Source organism: Paenilisteria riparia FSL S10-1204 (genome assembly GCF_000525995.1).
Classification (GTDB): Bacteria; Bacillota; Bacilli; order Lactobacillales; family Listeriaceae; genus Listeria_A; species Listeria_A riparia.
The window spans coordinates 1-19,964 of sequence record NZ_AODL01000030.1 but is presented as its reverse complement, the minus strand read 5'-3'; the positions used below and the strand labels follow the sequence as shown (position 1 = coordinate 19,964).

The 19,964-nt window shown below is 41.3% G+C and carries 24 protein-coding genes; all 24 read left to right on the top strand.

All coding sequences use genetic code 11. The annotated features are described in order from the left end of the window. Nucleotides 1-75: 75 nt before the first annotated feature. Entirely contained in the window at nt 76-342 is a 267-nt protein-coding gene (locus PRIP_RS13805; RefSeq protein ID WP_036101780.1) for a hypothetical protein, read from the top strand. Next, nucleotides 339-488, top strand: coding sequence for a hypothetical protein (locus PRIP_RS17210; protein WP_159101554.1), 150 nt, complete (start codon nt 339-341; stop codon nt 486-488). Before PRIP_RS13805 ends, PRIP_RS17210 begins: the two co-directional genes overlap by 4 nt. A gap of 20 nt (nt 489-508) precedes the next feature. Beyond that, a complete protein-coding gene (locus tag PRIP_RS13800; RefSeq protein WP_036101778.1) occupies nt 509-844 on the top strand; it encodes a hypothetical protein in 336 nt (111 codons plus the stop codon). Beyond that, nucleotides 825-1,094 carry a hypothetical protein gene (locus PRIP_RS13795; protein WP_036101776.1) on the top strand — a complete coding sequence of 90 codons (270 nt, stop codon included), beginning with the start codon at nt 825-827 and terminating at the stop codon, nt 1,092-1,094. The genes PRIP_RS13800 and PRIP_RS13795 overlap by 20 nt, the downstream gene beginning before the upstream one ends. A gap of 24 nt (nt 1,095-1,118) precedes the next feature. Continuing rightward, nucleotides 1,119-1,661 carry a hypothetical protein gene (locus tag PRIP_RS13790; RefSeq protein WP_052008943.1) on the top strand — a complete coding sequence of 181 codons (543 nt, stop codon included), beginning with the start codon at nt 1,119-1,121 and terminating at the stop codon, nt 1,659-1,661. A gap of 85 nt (nt 1,662-1,746) precedes the next feature. Beyond that, nucleotides 1,747-1,956, top strand: a complete 210-nt coding sequence (locus PRIP_RS17205; RefSeq protein ID WP_159101553.1) for a hypothetical protein — start codon at nt 1,747-1,749, stop codon at nt 1,954-1,956. Then, nucleotides 1,901-2,134: a hypothetical protein gene (locus PRIP_RS13785; RefSeq protein WP_036101773.1), complete on the top strand. Its 234-nt coding sequence runs from the start codon at nt 1,901-1,903 to the stop codon at nt 2,132-2,134. The genes PRIP_RS17205 and PRIP_RS13785 overlap by 56 nt, the downstream gene beginning before the upstream one ends. Further along, nucleotides 2,127-2,429 carry a hypothetical protein gene (locus PRIP_RS13780; protein ID WP_052008942.1) on the top strand — a complete coding sequence of 101 codons (303 nt, stop codon included), beginning with the start codon at nt 2,127-2,129 and terminating at the stop codon, nt 2,427-2,429. The genes PRIP_RS13785 and PRIP_RS13780 overlap by 8 nt, the downstream gene beginning before the upstream one ends. A gap of 19 nt (nt 2,430-2,448) precedes the next feature. Continuing rightward, complete coding sequence (locus tag PRIP_RS13775) at nt 2,449-3,552, top strand: hypothetical protein (RefSeq protein WP_036101772.1); 1,104 nt, start codon at nt 2,449-2,451, stop codon at nt 3,550-3,552. Between the two features lies 1 nt (nt 3,553). Continuing rightward, the gene (locus PRIP_RS13770; RefSeq protein WP_036101770.1) at nt 3,554-5,233 is read left to right on the top strand and encodes an immunoglobulin-like domain-containing protein; all 1,680 of its coding nucleotides are present in this window, start codon (nt 3,554-3,556) and stop codon (nt 5,231-5,233) included. A 93-nt stretch (nt 5,234-5,326) separates the two neighbouring features. Further along, complete coding sequence (locus PRIP_RS13765) at nt 5,327-5,911, top strand: hypothetical protein (RefSeq protein WP_036101769.1); 585 nt, start codon at nt 5,327-5,329, stop codon at nt 5,909-5,911. A 28-nt stretch (nt 5,912-5,939) separates the two neighbouring features. Beyond that, on the top strand, nt 5,940-7,001 hold the full coding sequence (locus tag PRIP_RS13760; RefSeq protein ID WP_036101768.1) for a hypothetical protein: 1,062 nt from the start codon (nt 5,940-5,942) through the stop codon (nt 6,999-7,001). An 85-nt stretch (nt 7,002-7,086) separates the two neighbouring features. Then, entirely contained in the window at nt 7,087-9,075 is a 1,989-nt protein-coding gene (locus PRIP_RS13755) for a hypothetical protein (RefSeq protein ID WP_036101767.1), read from the top strand. 26 nt (nt 9,076-9,101) lie between these two features. Then, nucleotides 9,102-9,323: a hypothetical protein gene (locus PRIP_RS13750; RefSeq protein WP_036101764.1), complete on the top strand. Its 222-nt coding sequence runs from the start codon at nt 9,102-9,104 to the stop codon at nt 9,321-9,323. Further along, complete coding sequence (locus tag PRIP_RS16445; RefSeq protein WP_052008941.1) at nt 9,313-11,664, top strand: ArdC-like ssDNA-binding domain-containing protein; 2,352 nt, start codon at nt 9,313-9,315, stop codon at nt 11,662-11,664. Before PRIP_RS13750 ends, PRIP_RS16445 begins: the two co-directional genes overlap by 11 nt. Nucleotides 11,665-11,677: 13 nt before the next feature. Further along, nucleotides 11,678-12,154 (top strand): single-stranded DNA-binding protein, encoded by a 477-nt coding sequence (locus tag PRIP_RS16440; protein ID WP_052008940.1) that lies wholly within the window; start codon nt 11,678-11,680, stop codon nt 12,152-12,154. Next, complete coding sequence (locus PRIP_RS13735; protein WP_052008939.1) at nt 12,154-14,391, top strand: VirD4-like conjugal transfer protein, CD1115 family; 2,238 nt, start codon at nt 12,154-12,156, stop codon at nt 14,389-14,391. Before PRIP_RS16440 ends, PRIP_RS13735 begins: the two co-directional genes overlap by 1 nt. 37 nt (nt 14,392-14,428) lie before the next feature. Next, on the top strand, nt 14,429-14,731 hold the full coding sequence (locus PRIP_RS13730) for a DUF8208 domain-containing protein (RefSeq protein WP_036101763.1): 303 nt from the start codon (nt 14,429-14,431) through the stop codon (nt 14,729-14,731). Between the two features lie 7 nt (nt 14,732-14,738). Next, a complete protein-coding gene (locus PRIP_RS13725; protein ID WP_036101760.1) occupies nt 14,739-16,658 on the top strand; it encodes a pLS20_p028 family conjugation system transmembrane protein in 1,920 nt (639 codons plus the stop codon). Between the two features lie 4 nt (nt 16,659-16,662). Beyond that, nucleotides 16,663-16,968 carry a DUF5592 family protein gene (locus tag PRIP_RS13720; RefSeq protein WP_036101758.1) on the top strand — a complete coding sequence of 102 codons (306 nt, stop codon included), beginning with the start codon at nt 16,663-16,665 and terminating at the stop codon, nt 16,966-16,968. Next, nucleotides 16,965-17,270, top strand: coding sequence for a hypothetical protein (locus PRIP_RS13715; protein ID WP_036101756.1), 306 nt, complete (start codon nt 16,965-16,967; stop codon nt 17,268-17,270). The genes PRIP_RS13720 and PRIP_RS13715 overlap by 4 nt, the downstream gene beginning before the upstream one ends. Next, complete coding sequence (locus PRIP_RS13710) at nt 17,260-17,715, top strand: hypothetical protein (RefSeq protein ID WP_036101754.1); 456 nt, start codon at nt 17,260-17,262, stop codon at nt 17,713-17,715. Before PRIP_RS13715 ends, PRIP_RS13710 begins: the two co-directional genes overlap by 11 nt. A 57-nt stretch (nt 17,716-17,772) precedes the next feature. Then, nucleotides 17,773-19,704, top strand: coding sequence for a VirB4 family type IV secretion system protein (locus PRIP_RS13705; protein WP_052008938.1), 1,932 nt, complete (start codon nt 17,773-17,775; stop codon nt 19,702-19,704). Continuing rightward, nucleotides 19,673-19,948, top strand: a complete 276-nt coding sequence (locus PRIP_RS13700) for a hypothetical protein (protein ID WP_036101752.1) — start codon at nt 19,673-19,675, stop codon at nt 19,946-19,948. Before PRIP_RS13705 ends, PRIP_RS13700 begins: the two co-directional genes overlap by 32 nt. Nucleotides 19,949-19,964 lie beyond the last annotated feature (16 nt).

Genomic DNA, 19,964 nt, shown 5'->3' with positions numbered 1-19,964 from the left:
AATAGGCACTAAGCGGAATTAAAATTGACTGGTGAATTTGTATTCATCCAAACGGGTAACATAGGAGGATTTCGAATGAGTAAACTGAGCGGGAGCCAAAACCGATGCCTTGCCAATATGATTGAAGTGTATCAATACTTCAAAGAGCACAGTGTATACGAATATGAGAAAACGCATCCTTTTGAGACTACAATTTATAGCTTAGCAGGCATTGATTTTGAATCACCAGATGGAAGCGATGCTACAGCTGAAAAAATATTTTATGAATTTAGTGAGAAAGAGCAGATACAAGTGATACAAAAATTTGCCGATTGGGCGTTAGAACAGGAGGAAGCGGAATGAGTGGAGATACTGAAGAATTAAAGGCTGGCGATAGAGTAACGTATACTGAAATGGTCACAGTTCACATTGTAAGAGGCGATGATGTTCGTATTGAACTAGATTCGGGCGAAGAATATTGGACAACACGAGATAATTTAGAAAAGTGAAGGTGGTGTAAGTAAGAATCATGGCAATGAAAACATTCAGAATGTATGCGGATGGTATTCATATGAAAACGGGTAAAGTGTTTGAAAAAATGTATATTGGAAAATTTGATATTGATGAAGAAAGACCAATAGAAACAGATGATCCGCATTGTTTTTTGAAAATGGCATCAGATTGTATAGATAAATCAAAGGATATGTATGGATATATCGATGGAACTGAAATAAAACCTGGTCGCTTTTATTGGTTGCCAAGACCTGTTGTGGATTCTTCGGCAGAATTGCTCGCAGATAGAGGACGAAAACGAATCAAAGATTTTGAATGGGAGGAACAAGCATTTGACACAAATCATGTATGAAGGAACGGTATATGATGTCCTATCTCCAGATTCACTGAAAACAGGTAGTAAGGTAATACTGTTAGCCACATATACAGAGGAGGATGGATGGACGCCTTGTTTGGATGGGAAAGGATTACTTGTTGAAATCACAGGGTTCCCAAGCATTTCAAGGGCTCCATATCTTAAGGAAAATGAATTGAACTTTGACTTCTTTGAGTTGGATGTTGATTACTATGTCGTGGTGGAAGAAAAGAGAGTAAGATCATAGCGATATCTGATAGGGAGGATTGCCATGGGTACGAATTTATTTTATGAAGCTGAAAAAATAGTAAGTCGTGATCATGTAGCAACCCCAAGGTTCGTGGTCGAGAATATATACAGTCTCATTGATATACCAACATTTAAGAGTTTGTGGTTTCCGTTTAATCATTATGATAGCCAGTTTAAATTGATGGCGGATGAACTGAAATTGAAGTATCGTGCAACACACATTTTTGATGATCTAGGGAATGATTTTTTTACTACCGAACCGCCGCCCAATTGTGACCTTATGATTAGTAATCCACCTTTTTCTGAACAAAATCGGATTATTGAACGGAGTTTTGAGCTTATTAAGGAAAATAAAATCCAGTCCTTTGCTTTACTTTTACCGTTGGCGACTTTAGAAACTGAAAAACGTGCCAACTTATTTCAGCAGTTTGAGGATAAACTGGCTATTTTAATATTTAAGAAACGAATTAAATTTCTAGGTCATACAAGTAGTTTTAATCGTGGCTGTTGCTGGATATGTTATAACATACCTGCGTTGAAGGAACGGCCGATTCAATGGGTGTAGAAGCAATTTGTATCGAACAACGAGACATGGTGTAGGAATAAATCCTACGCTTTTTTTATTGTCTTTTTGAAGGAGGTGAGAACGATTGAGAACATTACTAGATTTTTTATCGGATAATCCAGTGACAAATCTTATGGACAGTATGCCGTTTTATGTGTGGTTTATTTTAGCCGTAGGATGTGGGTTTGGTGCTTATTTTTGGCATAAAATAAATAAAACGAAAGAAGGAGCAATGATACATGGCAACATTGAAAGCAAAGCGCGACATGGCAGCATTAGCAAAGAAAATTTGTGAGGCGCAAAATATGGATTATGAAGACTATTGTTACGCGCGTGATTTAGAATTGGTAACGAATAATATGAACTTGTTACATGTTGGGACCCAACCGACGAAACACAAAGCATCTACGAATACAGGGCATGGAACAGTACCAACACCTACCTCCAGTGGGGAGGTGACAAAACATGATTGAAACGGCAAAGTTCCACATCAATAACCTTATTTATAAGGCATTCGTTATGGGAAAAGCGCCAGAGGCAATCGCAAATGATATCTTCACAGATATCCTACGTATTTTACAAGCGGCGGTTGGAGCATATGCTGGAGTGCAGTTTGCGTTGGCGTGTATCTCTTACATGTCTAAGGATCAAAATAAGCAAAACCAGGCCAAGGATCACGCGGTACATGTACTTATTGGACTCGTTGGCGTATTTGTTGTACAAGGTGTCGTGACTTATTTCGAAAGCAAAGCCAAAGGCTGGGGTTAACAGAAAGGGGCTGTAAATCATGGGAATGACGATTCAAATTACAGATATAAGTCCTTCTCTGCCGTCGTCTGTGTTCAAATGCAATCATCCCTATTCAATCTTTGAAGGGGCGCAACGACTAACCGTCCTAGAAGAGAGGGCCCAAGAAACGCAAACGGCAGGGAAGGTAACAATACAGATCTTTGAAGATAATGAGACGGATGCGACATATCATGATGATATGAGCATCGGGGAAGACAATGGCTATGCATTAATCAGTTTCGTGGAAGAACGCTTGAAGGCGCTCTATCCTGAAAACGATGATGACATAGCTATTTTTATTGAAAAATTAACCGATGCCTACACATACGATACAAGGCAAGTGGAAGTCAGCGAACCAACAGAGCAGGAACAAGAAGAGACGACAGTGGTTGCAATTCCAACGGAAACAGTGCCGGACGAAGCTCAGAAACAAATAGAAGTGGAGCCGAAGATAGAAAAAACGCATAGAATCAAACGACCTTCGCTACGTGTTCCATGGAAGAGAATAAGTATTATTGCAGGGGTAGCCCTAGGCGTTTTAACGATTACGATCGGTATTATCTTCAGTGTGGCAGCATATCAAAGTAAATCCCTTGCTGAAGAGGAGCCTAAGCGTGAAGTGATTCAACAGAAATACGCTGCGCTCATTCGAGATAAAAAATATACGGAGGCGGCCGATATTTCACCAGAGCAAGTGTTGGACATTGAAAACTTGATTGTTGAACAAGGTGATATTGATGCCTTACGAAAATTTCAAGAGTCTTATCCAACAACGGAAGGGGCTTTTGATTTGGCCTGCTTGGAGAAACATTGGGATCAGGTAATTACTTACCAAAAAGCAAAGCAAACAAAAGAACGACAGTACATGTTGGCCTTTAGTTACCTGAAGGTTGGTAATGTGGGGGAAGCGGAGAAGAGAAATGCTACCCTGAAGAGTAGTACCCTGAAAAAGCTTATTTCGGATTATCGCATTTTGACGAATAACATCGCGATAAGTGAGAGTAATTTAAAGAAGGCCGGTCTTTCAGCGGGAGAAAAGCAATCGTTTACTTCCAATTTGAAGGAGTATAAGGCACAACTTGAAACGTTAGGAGAAGAATAAAATGAGTGAAGAAACAAAAGAAAGAAAACCATTATGGAAAACGAAAACATTTCTCGGTAGCTGCGTAGCATGTGGCATTTTAGCTGCTAGTGTAGGTGGTTATGCGATTTTTCAGCAAGATGATACAACACCAAAGAGCATTGTCACAAAAGATAAGCAAAAAAGTGTGAACGATGGCAAGCGCACGAAACAGCCAGTGACCATCGCTGAAGGCAATGAAGATCCTTCGACACAAGCGTTAGCACGGTATGGTTTGGCGCCTGAAGAAAGCGTTCCTGGTCTTCAGGAGCATATGAAAATGGCAGCTGCCACAGCCATTCTGACGACGCCGATTGTTTCGTCAGCTGAGAAAGAGCCAATTGTGTTGGCTGATAGCGGCAACGTACCAGTTGTCGTTATTCCATCAACGGCACCTACTGTTTTACCAGTAGGACCATCTATTAATCCACCAACTGTGCCTACCATTCCGACGTCTCCAACAGAACCAGTCATTCCGTCCATCCCTGAACCGCCTATCATAAGGGAAGCACCAGTGTTGCATGCATCGAATCAGGTGATATCTCTTGGTTCGGACTTCCACCCGCTGGCAGCTGTTTCTGCATCAGACGCGCAGGAAGGGGATTTGAGCCAGCAAATAGAGGTCATGACGAATCAGGTGAACACAGACGAAAACGGAGTGTATGAAGTCTCCTATCGCGTTTCCAATAGCGCGGGCTTGACGACCACACAAACGATTCAAGTAGTGGTTAACAGCAAACCGACACTTACTTTAACAAAGAACGAGATTACACTAGATGTCAATACACCTTTTTATCCAAGTAGCTATGCTTCAGCAACGCATTGGCAAGACGGAAATATTACAAGTAATATTGTAGCGGTTGGTGGGATTATCAATACAGCGCAAGAGGGCGACTATCAGGTTATCTACACTGTTATGGACCGTTACGGTTATGAGAGTCAAGCTACGCTGATTGTACATGTTACGAATGAAGCGCCAGTCATCTATGCAGCCAATAAAGAAATTGCTATCGATAGTGTATTCGATCCATTGGAAGGTGTTACAGCTACAGATAAGGAGTCGGGAGACTTAACGCACCAAGTACAAGTGATTGAGAATACAGTCGATACGAGGGTTGAAGGAACCTATCATGTGACGTACGAAGTAAGTGATGGGAATGGTAAAACTACACGTGTAACGATTGATATCGTTGTTCAAAACGATGCACCAGAAATTCAAGCAGCGGATCGCACAGTTTCGATAGGCACTGTTTTTGATCCATTAGAGAATGTGACAGCTTCCGATAAACAAGACGGTGATTTAACAAGTAGTATTCAAGTGACAGAAAATACAGTAAATACAGAAATAGAAGGAGAATACGTGGTTAACTATCAAGTGGCAGATAGTCACGGTAAACAAACAACAAAAAGCATTCTTGTCCGTGTCATCAACGAAGCGCCTGAGATTCAAGCAACGGATTTAGTGCTTCCTTTAGGCACCAATTTTGATCCATTGGAAGGTGTCCTAGCCAATGATAAAGAAGATGGTGATATTTCAACTAGCCTTGAAGTGCTAGAAAACACAGTGGATACAAGTGCAGTAGGCGTGTATTCCGTAACGTATTCCGTCACAGACAGCCGAGGGAAAAATACGCAGAAAACCATTTCGATAACCATAGAATAATAAGATGGCAGCTCTCTTTTTGAAAGGGAGCTGTCTATTTATACATAAGTCAGCAAAGAGACGGCATGATTTTAAGGGAAAGGAGGTTTGAATATGAAACTAAATCAAAAACGGATTCGTGCTTTTTATTGGTCTATATTACTGCTGTATGCATGCACTTTATTACTTTTCCTACTTGGTCAACCTTATTGGGGGAATGTAGGCATACCGGCGTTAGGAATATCGCTACTAATCCTAATGGAAAAACGATCCCATTCACAAAGCGAACAAAAATTTCGTAGACGGTTTGGCATAAAAGAAACAGCAAAGGATACTGGCATCGCGGCGCTCTCCCATTTAAGTAAGACTAGCTTGCAACAATTAGACGATATTGTCCAGATCGAATTACAGCGTGCCTGGCTAGGAAAAAGGAGAAGAAGGCGGTTCGTACAGCTGGCCACAGATATTGATGAACTGCTGTTGCTTTATAAACAACAGGAAATAAATGCGCAAACGTTGGAACGGATGCGCATTAGTGTTATGACGGAGCATTTTCTATCGATGGCGAAGAAAATAGACGAAGTATATCGTACCAATGATTCTAATGTTTATGCAGTCATTGCTGACTTTGTCCGTTACCAAGTAGAATTTGAAGGGACTGCTATCAAAGTTTGTATGCCAATTATTAAGACTATTTAGCAGAGGGAAAAATAGAAGGGTGGAAATTATGACAGAAAAGAAGCAGGGATTAACAAAGAAAATAGAAGTAATGCAACAAAAATTCAAAACGTTTCTGGATTCAGCCAAGGGTCATCTGAAGCAAAAAGAAGTACATCAGATATTGCGCTATAGTACCTTATTTGGCGCCCGAAAATGTTTGGTATGGATATGCAATGTAGGGCTATTCCTACTATGCTATTTAGCGGTATTACAGTTTTTGAAATTAGTGCCAGGTATATTGGTAGAACATATGGAACTTTCGCAAAAGCAAGCGCAACAAGTGGCAGATGTGGCAGGAGTGCTTCAAAATTTCTATCTGACACTTGTCATGAGTGGGTGGGCACTATATTGGATTGTTCGTTTTCTTAAGTGGACAGAAGGCGCAGGATCTGTGTGGACTAACGCCAAAACGCATGAATCAATGCTTTTTGGGACGATGATGCCTTATTTCACAGGCGCCATCTTATTCATTATGGGAACTCCGGTCTTGAAGATATATTCCGATTATCTCATCGGATGGATGGCACTTGCGATTCTATGCATCGTGCTTAAATGGATTGAAAGATGGTATGTATCGCGGATACAGCGTAGCATTTTCCAAGATAAACAGAAGGAAAGAACACTCTATACGGATAGTTGGCAACACCTTTTGGAACAAGAAAAGGTGTTTTTAAGTGTATCGAGCTCGTGGCAACCCTATATTGAGGAAATCTCTAGTTCTTTAACGAAACACAAGGTATGCAAGGCAGCTTCAAATATTCAGGCATCTTTTATAAAACATAAGCCGAAGGATCAACCAGCGTCGGAATGGATGGCTGACATTAGGGTTAAGGGGACATGGATACATTGCTACAAATACCAGACGGTGGAGTACTTGCCATCCGGTAAATCAGGAAGTCCAGAATTGCCAAAACTGAAAATATACGCCAATACATTTGAAATGGAAGGGAAGGAAGTTCATTGGTTAGGGGAGCATCTTTTTTATGTCGAGAAGGAGCTAGAGCCAGCTTTCACTGTACAGCTGAAGGAATGGTGGAAAAAGCGAAAGCGATTAGGGGCGCATAATTGACAGTTATGATACATCAAGGAAAGGATGTGATAACTGCTATTGAATGGATTACTGAAGGTAAGAAAATTTTAGGAGAGTGATTTTTATGGCGGATGGAAAATCAAATGTAAATCTGGACTCGACGTTAGATGATTATCTAAGTGGAGAAACACATACTTTATCTGAATCTCTAGCGGAGCAACAAGCTAGAGTAAACCAAGAAAGAGCTGCTACTTTTGACAAAACCTTTTATGCAAAATGGAATTATCCTGATTTTCCAACGTTTTATAGAGCGTTGGGAAAAAGTGTTGCTGATCCAAACTTCCATTTGACTCCACAGGAAGGTGGGTATCATGTGAATGGAAATGGGGATGTTTCAGAACTAGGTGCCATTCTTTACCCGACAATCAATAATTATGACTTATATCGTTTAAAGCAGGCTGCGAAGGATATAACGGCAAATGTGGAGCAAATGACGCTTGATGTTGCATTTGCCAATTACAACGAGTCTTTGAGTACGAAAGCGGAAATGATTGAAAATGCATTGCGAGAAATTGAACGCAATCCGGTGGATGGTGATCAGACGGTATGGACTGCTGATATTCAGAAACTAAAAGATCGGAGGCAGGATATTCAGTTACAGGAAGTACACATTTTAGAAGATGCACAGCAAGACTATGAAACCATGCAAGAAGAGGTGCGAATAGTAAGGTCAGAAATAGATCAGCAGCTGGACAGCCCCTTGTTTACAGAGCCGTTGTGGAGTTATCATCCTGAAACGGATGCAAGAACACTCACTATCAACTCGCTTCGAGATCTAATTCCTTATGCCAAATATGAACGAGAATCAAGAGAAAATGTAGCCTATCGTTCTTATGATGATAGCCTTATATCACATCGAATGGCAAACGGAAAGCAGGAAGACGAACAAGTATACAAGGATCAGCATTTGAAAGAATTGGATGCCATTGCGAAAGAGTACGACACGTTCAATCAGGCATTACTTGCAAGTCCAGCTGGTATGGAACAGATAAAAGCCTTTTATGAATATACCAAAACGGGTATCTATGCCAATAGTTCAGATGGAGAAGAGCCAACATGGTTAACGATTCAAGATATCGAAAAATACTGTGTATCAGATACAGCAAGAGAACAGCAACCTGAATTGGACCAAAAGCAAGCACAAGGAATGCTAAGCAACCTCGACGGAGCTGAAAAGGTAAATAAACCGACTCCTGAAGAAGTCCAACAAGATATCGAACGGGAAAGAAGCGAAGAAAATCAACTGCAGCAAGCTACGGAGGAATATGCCACTTATATCCGAGATGCGATGGCACATGGAAAAGTAGCATCGGATAAACACCTTTTACTTGATAAAACACTGACAACTGCAGAAGCTTTATCCATGCGTCAAGAAGCAATAGCGGCGGAGAAAGTGTTTGGCAATCACAAAGGACTGGAGAAAGCCTTTTTAGAACAATGGAGCGATAAAATCGCATCTGTAGAACGCCATAGTACATCTATTCAACAGAAAGCCTTTTTAAACAAAGAATCACTGGCTTTAAAGGACATGTTGGCTCCAATTTATAATGACATGCAGGCCGAGAAATATGGTATTCAAAATGATAAAGCCTTCTCAAAGAATGATATTGAGAAGGTTTTTTCTAATGGAGACAAGACGTCTAAGGAAATCTATGCAAGTATTCAAGCACATCGAAATGAGGCTGTTCTTGATTGGGGGTACACAGGGTCTAAATCAGAACCCGAAATAATGTCCTATGTAAGGGATACAAATGACATCCTCACAGATCAGTTGAGCAAAGAGGAATCCTACTTTTTAGATACAACAGGAAAAGAAGTAATTGCGAAGCAACTAGAAGACGGCGGTTACGAGGTGTCCACGATTAATGGGGACAGCTATTCATTAGAAATAATGAGTGAAAAGGAAGCGGGCGCTTATCTTATTCGTGAAAACATGATCGCCGTCGATAAAGATTCTCTAGAATATGCCAACAAGGCACTTGCGCCAAAGAATACAAATATAGAGCAGACACTCACGAAGCAACAGGAAAAAAGTGTAGCGCGTTCACTTTAATTGAAATCAGAGAGGAAGTAAAACATATGGCAATTCCATCATTAGGCTTATTGACTGAAGTCAGCAAGCCTATTTTAACGGTGATAAACACCAAAGAAGAGAAAGTATCGTTGCAGATGAAAGATGCGTCGGATGAAGTGTGGCAAACCTTAGAAGCTATGGAAAGGTTAGGTGAACCTGTATTCATCCCATACAATCGTCATACCAACGAAGTAGATTGGTCGGAGGTGAGCGCATTTGGTCAGTAAGAAAAGTAAAGAAAAGACACCTGAAGAAAAGAAGGCTGCGCTTGATTCTATTGTTCAAAGTATGAATCAAGCAATTGATCAAGTGACTAACTCGGATGAAGAAATACGAGAGTACCTCCAGTTCATGGGACGATTTTATCAATACTCCATGCGAAACTCTGCTTTGATTCATTCTCAATTTCCATATGCAAAGGCAGTAGGATCGTTTGCTTTCTTTAAGAAAGCAGGTTTCTTTGTAAAAAAAGGAGAGAAAGGTATTGCGATATTGTCTCCTGTACAAGTTCCTAGCAGGTTTACGGCGGAGGATGGAAGTGCGAAACGAGTTGATAAGGCCACGAAGAGTGAGCTTGAGGCCATCAAACAGGGACGCCTAAAGCTCTTGAATAAAGAGTACACTTCCTACAAACCAGGTTATGTATTTGATATTTCCCAAACAACGGCCACACTAGATGATTTGCCTAAGTTGTTCCCGCAAAGGTGGGCAGAAGGGGACGTGCCGGATTATCCAATCATGATAGAAGCGCTAGAAGGGTACATGAAAACGATTGGTGTGACATATGGTCAATGGAGTAATGAGGAGCTAGGGGCGGTTAAGGGAGGCTATAGCCCAAGTAGTAAGGAAATTTATACGAATCCACGAAATCCCCCCTTACAGCATGTAAAAACACTAATACATGAGCTGACGCATGCAACGCTTCATAATGAAACGGAATTATCGCCAGCTGAAAAGGAATTTCAGGCCGAGCTGGTAGCTGTGAGTGTGTGCTCCTACTTTGGTCTAGATACGACCGATTACTCGCTACAGTACTTGCATAATTGGAGTCAAAATTTAGAAGCAGAGCAGAAAATGGGGCTGCTACAGGACGTATATAAGACTGGAAGAGTTTTTATTGAAACCATTGAGCCGGCCTTAGTAATGGCAAGAGATTCTTACCAAGATAAGGCATTAGAACAGGGGTTTGCTAGAGTTAATGCTTATTTAGAGCAAGCGGAAGAAGCTACATCTTACCAATATTTAAATAGCCTACCCGTTATTTTTGATTACGATCAAAACTTGAAACCAAGCATTGCCCCGGTAAGTGATTTGTTTGAAGGGAAAGGCCTCAAAAGTGGCCGAGAGTATTTAGAGGAAAAAGTGACGGAATGGCAGGACGAACGTCTGGAAGATCAGACGTTAGATGAGTGGCTTGCTTATGGAGCTCTCCATAAAGGGCTTCCGTTGCAACTAGAAGATATCCAATTAGATGCATTGTATATCGAGGACTACCAATTCGATGAGTTAAGCGATCCTATTCCGTCTATTGAAGAAGCAAGGCAGTTGATTTTGGCAGGTATCCGCGAAATAAATACAGAAGCCGTGTTCGTGGATTCTGTGGAGGTAGATGCTACACAAGGCTTACTATTCGATGATGTAAAAAATCTATACCGGACAAGGGCCCAAGGAACACCATTTTATAATGGCCATCAAGAAGAGGCTAGACAAGTAAATCCTAAGTCGTACTTTGAAAGTATGTTGCGACATTATAACGATGCATTTCCTTTGATTACAACTTGGAAAGAAACGGGCGTTGATGATTCTTCAGAGCAACGCACGAGTTTTGTCATACATGGCGATACCAAGATAGAATACGCGCCATCAGATAACATGATCCGAATCGGCCATGCCTTCGATACGGGTCAGTATTTGATGACGGAAGAGTTGGACATCAATGTAGTTAACCCTGAAGAAATAGAATCTCGTGTTATGGCGGAGATTCAGGAAGGATTGGATGTCAAAGAAGCGTTGAAAAAATCGAGGTCGTACGTGGTGAAGAAAAAACTTGAATATGGCTTAGGGCTTGATATTGCCTTTGAGGAGAAGGATTTGGAGAAGCTCTTTGATGGGCAAAAATCGGAAAAAGAAATCTATGCAGCGATACAATCCCATCGAAACGAAATGATTGTGGATTGGGCCTTTAATGAAACTAAACCTGCAGAAGTGATTGAATTATATGAGCAGGAAACCATGTACCATCTTCGGTCCCAAGTTTTAAATGGCCATCGATTCTATCAAGTGGGTGAAGAAATGGAGCTCCTGCTATCTGTGAGCGATAAATCGCCAAAAGAGTACGCTTTAACAACATTCAATCAGACGGGACCAATCACGGATATTCAGATGGGATCTTTGGAGGAAGCGGCTAAGATTATTACAGAAAAGCAAGCAATACCTGTGAAAAAGGAAGCGATGCAGTTCATGCAACAAGAAGCTGAAAAACAACGCGGGAGACAGCTGCAATTAACGCTACAACAAAATCGTGTCATGGAAAAAACGTATCAAAAAGAAACCGGAAGAAAAATGTGAGGGAGAGTTGAGGATGAGTTTTAACCTTAAAAATCAAACAACATTGACAGGGCATATTTCGACAGATATTTATTTCAAAGAAGTAGGGGATAAGAAAATCCCCTACGCTTTTTTTGTAATTGCTGTGAAACAGAACTATAAAACAAACGGCGCGTATGAAACGGATTTTATTCCGATTGTGGCATGGCGTCAGCAAGCGACGTTTCTCCAAGATAACGCGATGAAGGGGCAACTAGTAACGCTGCAGTGTTCAGTCACAACAAAATCTATGAATGTTGGCCAAAAACGAAAAACAGAGATTGGCCTTAAGCTAGAAAATTTTAGTCTGCTAGAGCATAAACAAGCTGTCATCATTCGCCAAACGAATAAGAACATGCAGGTGTATCCAGAGGATGCGTTTCCACCAGAGGATGTTATGTCCCAATTTGACCAGGCGTATGGCGTTGAAGGGATGGATCAAAGCGGATTCCCTAACGGAGGCTTTGCGTGATGGATACCTTTGCGTCGCTGCGTAAGTGGCTGCCAAAGAAAAATATTAGAAACGCGATTTTTATTATCTTCTTCTGTATCGCAACGATTATAGGAAATGTTGTCTCTTCAGGGATTTTACAGTTTGACCTTTTGTTTTCTGGCAAATGGGAAAGCGGAGGGGTACCGTGGTGGACGTATATAAGCTTCCATATGGTATCTTTTTGGTTTCTCTACCTTTTTCTTTACATTGCTTTCTTTATCGGCTCCTGCGTCTTCTGGCTGCAACTGAAGAGCAGTTATGAGTCTTTAGAAGAGGGGAAGAAGGGAACAGCGCGTTTTACGTATTTAGAAGAGCTACTGGAACAGTATAAAGCGGTACCCATGAAATCTAAAAATGATGAAACGTATCCCGGCCTAAGTGGAACGCTAGTTTCACGGTATAAGAATAAAGCGCTCATTGATGACGGCCCTGCCCATAACTTAATTATTGGTCGATCCCGTTCGGGGAAGGACCAAACGAAGGTGTTGCCTGATATTGATTTGTACTCTAGGTCAGAAGAAAAGCCATCTATGGTTATCGCCAGTACCAAATATGAGAATTTAGCTGGTGCCAAAAAAGTACTTGAAAGACGTGGTTATGATGTATCTGCACTGAATTTGATTCATCTGGATTATTCCATGATGTACAATTGTCTGGAGCTTGTGAAGGATGCGTATAAAGAAGGGGATGTTGACGAAGCGATTGAGTTATGTAAAACCTTCTCTTATCCCCTTTACCACAATAAGAATGCTAAGGAGCCAGTGTGGGAAGACACCGCAATGGCTCTTGTGAATGCAATCATTTTGGCTTTATGTTACGAGTTTATCGAAAAAAGCGATGACGTTTCCAAAACCGAAAAATATGTGTCCATGTTTGCTGTAGCAAACATGCTTGTAGAGTTGGCGGACCCTGATGAAAAAGGGGAAACGCTCCTGGAGAAATATTTTGCTAGCTTGCCAGCTGGAAACCCAGCTAAAATTCAGTATTCAACAGTTCGTTTGGCAGAGGGGCAGATGCAAGCGAGTATTTTTGCATCCACTCAGGCTAAGTTACAAAAATTTGTTGCCCCTAAAGTTGCAAAAATGATGGCTAAATCAAGCTTTAAATTTGAAGACTTGTCTTATTGTGAAAGACCACAGGCAGTCTTTTTAGTATTGCCTGATTACGTAGAAACGAACTACATTATTGCATCTACATGGGTGCAACAAGCTTATTATGTCCTTTCTAAAAAAGCGAGTGAGGAGCCAGGCGATAAATTACCTCGTCGTGTACGAATGGTATTGAATGAATTTGGTAACCTTCCCGCTTTTACGAACATGGGAAGTATGCTTTCTGTTGGTGCTGGACGGGGGATTTTATTTGATTTTTACATTCAGGATTACAGTCAACTGAAAATACTCTATGAAGATTATGTAGCGAAGCTTATCAGTAGCCAATCGATGAATCGTTTTTTTATTCTGTCTGGAGATTCGGACACACGAGAGGACTTTTCAAAGATTCTTGGACCAAAAGAAGTCACCGTGAAGAGCAGGAGTGGCCCTGTCTTTTCGATTCATAAGCAAATAACGGAATCAGTAGATACGCGTGCACTCTTACTGCCAGATGAACTTGGGCGATTAAGAGAAGGCGAGAACGTCATCGAACGATCTGTGAAACGGCAAGACCTGAAGGGAAACCCTATCACGCCGTATCCGATATTCAACCAAGGAGCAACACGCTTCAGTTACGCTTATGAATATTTAATGGACCAATTTGATTCCAACATAAAATATACCGAATTAGGTCTACCAAAGGTGGTTTCATTGCCACTTGATAAATATAGTCAAGAATTTATTAGGCGGATTAAACAGCCACTCATGGATGACATAGAAAGACAAAATGCATTACTTGAAAATGAAGGAGGCGTGGAAGCATTGGCAAATGATCCAAACGCAGGAATTGATCATATCTATACGGATTATGATGCAGAAAAAGTACCCGTTGATTTAAGTGAGCAAGAGGTTGTGAAACTTGCTGAAGAGAAAACACCACTCGATAAAAAATACACACCGATGGAGCAAATGGTGATCTACACCATGGCATTAGAAATGTACCCAGATGAAGAAGATACCCTAAATGAGTTTGAGTATGTGGAAGACTATCTTGAATTTATTCAGATGCCAGAACATCATGTACTGAAGCAAAAATATGAAGATAATAACTACTTTGTGAAGTGAGAATGAAAAAAAATAGGAGAGAGGAGGCAAGGAATCGTTGGACGAAATCACCAAACTGCTCATAAAATTTAATGATTTTTTACATGTCAGTGGCCCTATTTGGCATGGCATACGTTACATGACTTGGGGATTTATCATTGCATTGTGCGCACTGGTTGATGGTTTAGAGGGTGTTTTAAATGCTGTCTATGATTTTGGAGGTTTTTTTAACACCAAAGCAATTCAAGAATTTCAAAGGCAGTGGTCGCCCGTATTTTGGGCAATAGGTGCCGTTTGTTTAGCTTGGTTCTTCATACGTTATATGAAGAATGATGGTGCGAGTTTAAAAAAAGGGGTTTGATAACTTCTTGTTTGGACTTGGAACCATCGTGTTACTAGGCACACTAATGACGACTTTAAGTGACATTACCTTTGACATGGCCAAGGCGGTGAAGCGAACAGATTCTACGGCAGCCTATTCGATTGTACGAAATAACGTGACGGATATCATGTTGTTTGACGAGGACGGATGGAAAACAACAGAGTTAAAGGAACCGAACCATTTCTCAGACAAAAACATCCGTTACTTAGATATTGTGGAAACAGTAGATCCATCTGCCAAGTTTCATGACCCAAGATCCATGCAACTTATGAAAAATAAAATCAATATGGAGTCAAGCGGAAAGCTTAGTATGAAGGCGCTCGAAAAAGGTTGGATGACATGGGATGAACACTATTATCGTTATATTTGGCATCCCTTCCTGATAATCATTGAACTGTGCGTCATGGCCTTGGTTCTATTTTTCACCTCATTCAAAACGGCGAGGCTCATTTTTGAATTAGGTTATAACCGTATTATTGCCTATTTCTATGCATTTACAGACATAGAAGATGGACAACGAATCAAGAAAATCGTTAAAAATATTTTTAATCTGTTTATCACGATAGTCCTTGTAGCGCTCATAATAAGGTGTTATTTCTTCTTCACAGAAGCCTTAGCGCTAGCAGATATTGGACCATTACCGCGGATTGTTTTGTTAATTGCGGCTGGTTGGGCCGTCATGGATGGTCCGTGGATTATTCAGGCCTTAACGGGTGTGGACGGCGGACTAAATTCCGTTGGCCAAAACATCATGGGTATGTACGCTGCAGCGAAAGGCGCGAAAAGCCTAGGTGATGGCGTTAAAAAAGCTGGGAAGAAAATGACGGAATCGGGCAAAGAATTTGGCCGAGACCTAGGCGATGCATTGATGCAATTTGGCGGTGTTACGGCTGGAGCAGCTGCTGGTCTGAAGGGTGGGCTGAGTCCGAAGGGGCTGGATGCCGAGATGGATGCCCGTAGTGAAAAAGATGGGGAAAAATCAGCATCTCTCGAAGATGAAATGGCTAATACTCCAGTTAATGTATTGGCTGATCCGAAACCAATCGGAAAACAACAAGAGGACGATATACATGCGGAAAATCCAGTACCTGCAGCAAATGATGGACAGCAACCAATTGATCAAGAAATGAATGGCCTAACTCCTCCACCGGAAGAACCAGGAGGCTGGGAAGCGATGCCGGAACCACACCATCAAGATATGGGCATGCCACCTTCCAATGATCCTGGTTTAGTCATGGATGATCCAGGGCCTTCGACGATTAGTAATCAGCCACCGATGGATTACGACATGCAAGGGTTGGAGCCACCAGCTCCACCGCACGAGGATATCTCGATGGGGATGCCGCCAGATGGCGCTATGTCTGTACCGATGGAACATCACGATGTACACGCATCGAGCGGCGCATTGAATGGCAATATGCCACAAGCGTCGAGTGGAAGCGTCATTACGAAACAACCGTCGCTATCTTCCGAAATGCATCAAAAAGCACAGGCTGTGATGAATAGTCAACAACAGCCACTATCGCAAGCGATGCGTCAAGTAAATAACGCGAAGCAAGGTATCGATGTTCAAAACCCAGGGATGAAACTTCCGAATCACGAACAACTTGGTCGTATGATGCCAGGGCAAATTCAACAAAGTCCGGGCAAAATTGATTTGATGGCCACGCAACAAAAGTCTGCTTTACCACCGCGTAATCGACATAATCGATCGATTTCGCAGAACTTGAAGGCTGGTGTGGACAGCAAGATTGGGGAAGTTGGGTTGAAATATTCTGAAAAGGTCAATCAGATTCAAGAAAGTGATGCTATGAAACGCGCGCTATCTAAGAGTGATGCAACCCATAATACAGTGAAGAGAGCAACGCAAAAAGTAGTGAACAAAATAACGAAAGAGAAGGAGTGATCACATGGCGCGGTATAACATTCCCACAGAAGTACAAACGGAATTAAAAATGGGAAAGCATTTTATGTTATTCGATGTCATTATTCTAGCTTCTCTTGGTAGTATCGCATGGTTGACGAAGGGGTTCGTATACGAGCCCCTTCAATATGTTTACGTTGTCTACGCCATATTGGTAGGGTTTTGGGTGACACGAAAGCCATCATCCAATCCAGGGAAACGGAATTACCAAGTGATGCTGATTGCATTGCGCTTTAATCGTACGGTGTACCATTCAATCGATATCAATGCGCTGGAGGATGAAGAAATATGAAATTTAATGTGAAAGAGAAGGAAGAGAGCCTTCATAAAGTAGAAGTGAAGGCGGGTTTGGAAGAAGATACGACACAGTACGAAGAAAAAGCTACGAAGAAAAAAACATTCTTGTTTTGGGGGAAGAAAAAGAAAAAGGAAGAAGCAGATGGATATGTCTCGCTAGATCAAGAAATGGCGACCGTTACCAAGGTACGTAAGGTAAGAAGGAAAAAAAATAAAAAATACCACGAAAAAAACAACAGAGGTGTCACCGCTACTTGGTTGGGGTGGAACTCCAGAGCAATCTTTTGTGCGCTATAAGACAGGTTATTTCGAAATACTTCAGATACGCGGATATAACCTTTTTGGCATGTCCGTGGATGATGTCTATCGATTGATTGATTCCTTTACGAATTTTTCCAGATTGTATGTGAAGCCTTTTAAAATCATGTTGATGCACTTCCCTGTACCAACGACGAGGCAACAGGATTATTACAAGAAGGTGATACAACAAACGAAGGTTGTGAACCATCAGAAGATACTCCAACGGAAACTTGCTGAACATCAACACATTGCAAACCATCGATACAATAAGGAGTTTTTTCTGGTTCTTTATGCACCAACAGTGGATCAGCTCCAAGAAGAAATTATGTCGATTGAGCAGTTCAGTGGTTACTTAGAAATCAATCCAATCAAAAAGCAGAAGAAGGTTCATATTGTTTACAAATTAAATAATATGAACTCAAGAATTTTAGTGAATGACTAGCTCAGAAACGCATGAAGCACGGAAAAAGAGTATTTATCAAAAGAAGGAGAGGATCATGTGGTTAGTACTGCTACATTAGAAAAACGAGGCTATGATGTGCCTTTCTTTGGCGAAACGCAGCCACAAGGCGGGATTTATTTTACGGAATCTGCCATACGTACAGGTGACGGTTGGTCTGCCAGTTTGTACGTGGCAAGATATCCACGAGAACCACAAGAGTTTTGGATGAACCATTTCATGAAGGATAAGGATGTTATCGTGACGATGGATGTGGGGACGCAGAACTCAGAAAAGATATTGGAACTGCTGAACAAGGGAATGCGAGAACAGAAGGATCGGTATCGGGAAGAGAACGATGAAAGCGCCAAGGACGATGCGTCAGACAAGTACCATGAACTAAAAGAGCTGTCCAACGCGATTCGTCGTGATGGCGAGGTACTGAAAATGGTGATGTCGCGTATCTTCGTACAAGCGTATACACAGAACGAGTTAGAAAAACGAATCATGGAAATAAGGAAGCGATTAGAGAATGACGAGTTCGGTTGTACGTGCTTGCTCATGGAACAAAAAGAAGAATGGCAATCCTTATTCACAGATTACGATACGCAAAAATTTATGCCTAATAGACGCGTAGGGAAAGAAGTGCCAAGTGAAGCTTTTGGTGCTGGCTTTCCTTTTAACTATGTTTCTTTAGATGATGAGCGTGGCCAGTATTTGGGCACGTCAAGCAGTGGTGGGAATATATTATTTGATCCGTATCATTTGGATAATCTCTATCGTAATTTTTACAACACTGTTATTCTCGGCCAAACAGGTTTTGGTAAGTCTACGTTACTGAAGAAAATTATGATGGACATAGCAGCTAAGGGATACTATATACGAGGCTTTGATAAGTCGGGTGAGTTTACGGATTTAATTAAGTTATTGGGTGGGACCATCATTAAGTTGGATGGGTCGGAAGGTCGTATTAATGTGCTGGAAATACTGGCAACTATCATTGATGAAGACACTGGAGAAATCGACGAGGCGGGCTGTTTTTCGCAGCATTTATCGAAAACGGCAGTTTGGTATCAAATATTAAAACCAACAGCGCAGGACGATGAACTAGACGAATTTGAGCTGCTGGTATGGAGTCTGTATGAGAAATGGGGATTTGTTGATGAGGACAATGGTGTTATCAACAAAGTGACCGGTCTTGCTCCTAATAGATATCCCATCCTAAGTGATTTGATTGCGTTGATAGAAAGCGAGCAACGGAAAGAAAATACGGCGGATCGTGCGAAACGATTAGAGAAAATTACACTAACGATTCGCAAGCTGTGCCGCGTACACAAACGAATCTTTGATGGGCATTCGACCATTCCAGATGTGACATCTCAACAAATCGTATTTTTCAATATTGATGGCCTGTCATCGATGGATAAGAAGATTGTTGACGCGCAAATGTTTAACGCGATCAACTTGTTTTGGGGCGCGCTCCTTCGTAATGGGAAGAAGCAAAAAGAGCTGTACGAGAGTGGTCAAATTGATTTTGATTTTGTCTTGCGAAATGCACTCATCATTGATGAGTGTCATAACATTATCAAGCCACAAAATCCACGTATGATTGAATATATCTCCGATATTCAACGCGAAGGCCGTAAGATTTATCTTGGCGTATTTATGGCCACACAGAGCTTACGTGCTTTAGTTCCTGAGAATGCTTCGCCTGAAATTTTAGATAAGCTAAAGGAAGTATTTGAGTTTACACAGTACAAATTTTATCTTCACTTTGATTCAAATGTTCTTCCACTGCTGAAGGAAGTGTCCGGAGAACAGCTTACAGAAAGTGAAATTGCACGGATAGGAAAATATAAAATGGGCGACACGCTACTATCTATTTCTGGTGGAGAAAATTACGAATTCCACGTAGATGCATCGAAAGAAGAGCGGAAACTATTTAAAGGTGGTGGACGAGATGACGAAGCAAACCAAAAGGAAGTTGCCTAAAAAGGGCATCATCGGTTTTTTCTTGATTTTGCTGATACCTGGTGCCTTAATTTTCTATCAATGGATACAACCAGATGTTCCTAAATCATCTAAGACAAAAGAAACGGTTGTGGAAGTTGGCGGTGGAAAAGAGGCGACGGATAAGCAGGAAAAAGAGGAACCATATAAATATCATTATAAAAAAAGATGTCGATGCTGCCAAAGTAAATGCAGAATCTTTTGCGCGTGCGTATACCGCATTTAACGGCGCGAGGCCCGAC

Bases quoted from the DNA above. Each gene is read 5' to 3' on its own strand.
- PRIP_RS13700 (WP_036101752.1), top strand. From the start codon at position 19,673: ATGACGAAGCAAACCAAAAGGAAGTTGCCTAAAAAGGGCATCATCGGT.
- PRIP_RS13715 (WP_036101756.1), top strand. From the start codon at position 16,965: ATGAAATTTAATGTGAAAGAGAAGGAAGAGAGCCTTCATAAAGTAGAA.
- PRIP_RS16440 (WP_052008940.1), top strand. From the start codon at position 11,678: ATGAGTTTTAACCTTAAAAATCAAACAACATTGACAGGGCATATTTCG.
- PRIP_RS13755 (WP_036101767.1), top strand. From the start codon at position 7,087: ATGGCGGATGGAAAATCAAATGTAAATCTGGACTCGACGTTAGATGAT.
- PRIP_RS13785 (WP_036101773.1), top strand. From the start codon at position 1,901: ATGGCAACATTGAAAGCAAAGCGCGACATGGCAGCATTAGCAAAGAAA.
- PRIP_RS13775 (WP_036101772.1), top strand. From the start codon at position 2,449: ATGGGAATGACGATTCAAATTACAGATATAAGTCCTTCTCTGCCGTCG.
- PRIP_RS13790 (WP_052008943.1), top strand. From the start codon at position 1,119: ATGGGTACGAATTTATTTTATGAAGCTGAAAAAATAGTAAGTCGTGAT.
- PRIP_RS13765 (WP_036101769.1), top strand. From the start codon at position 5,327: ATGAAACTAAATCAAAAACGGATTCGTGCTTTTTATTGGTCTATATTA.
- PRIP_RS13770 (WP_036101770.1), top strand. From the start codon at position 3,554: ATGAGTGAAGAAACAAAAGAAAGAAAACCATTATGGAAAACGAAAACA.
- PRIP_RS13735 (WP_052008939.1), top strand. From the start codon at position 12,154: ATGGATACCTTTGCGTCGCTGCGTAAGTGGCTGCCAAAGAAAAATATT.
- PRIP_RS13720 (WP_036101758.1), top strand. From the start codon at position 16,663: ATGGCGCGGTATAACATTCCCACAGAAGTACAAACGGAATTAAAAATG.
- PRIP_RS17210 (WP_159101554.1), top strand. From the start codon at position 339: ATGAGTGGAGATACTGAAGAATTAAAGGCTGGCGATAGAGTAACGTAT.
- PRIP_RS13800 (WP_036101778.1), top strand. From the start codon at position 509: ATGGCAATGAAAACATTCAGAATGTATGCGGATGGTATTCATATGAAA.
- PRIP_RS13760 (WP_036101768.1), top strand. From the start codon at position 5,940: ATGACAGAAAAGAAGCAGGGATTAACAAAGAAAATAGAAGTAATGCAA.
- PRIP_RS13780 (WP_052008942.1), top strand. From the start codon at position 2,127: ATGATTGAAACGGCAAAGTTCCACATCAATAACCTTATTTATAAGGCA.
- PRIP_RS13750 (WP_036101764.1), top strand. From the start codon at position 9,102: ATGGCAATTCCATCATTAGGCTTATTGACTGAAGTCAGCAAGCCTATT.
- PRIP_RS13805 (WP_036101780.1), top strand. From the start codon at position 76: ATGAGTAAACTGAGCGGGAGCCAAAACCGATGCCTTGCCAATATGATT.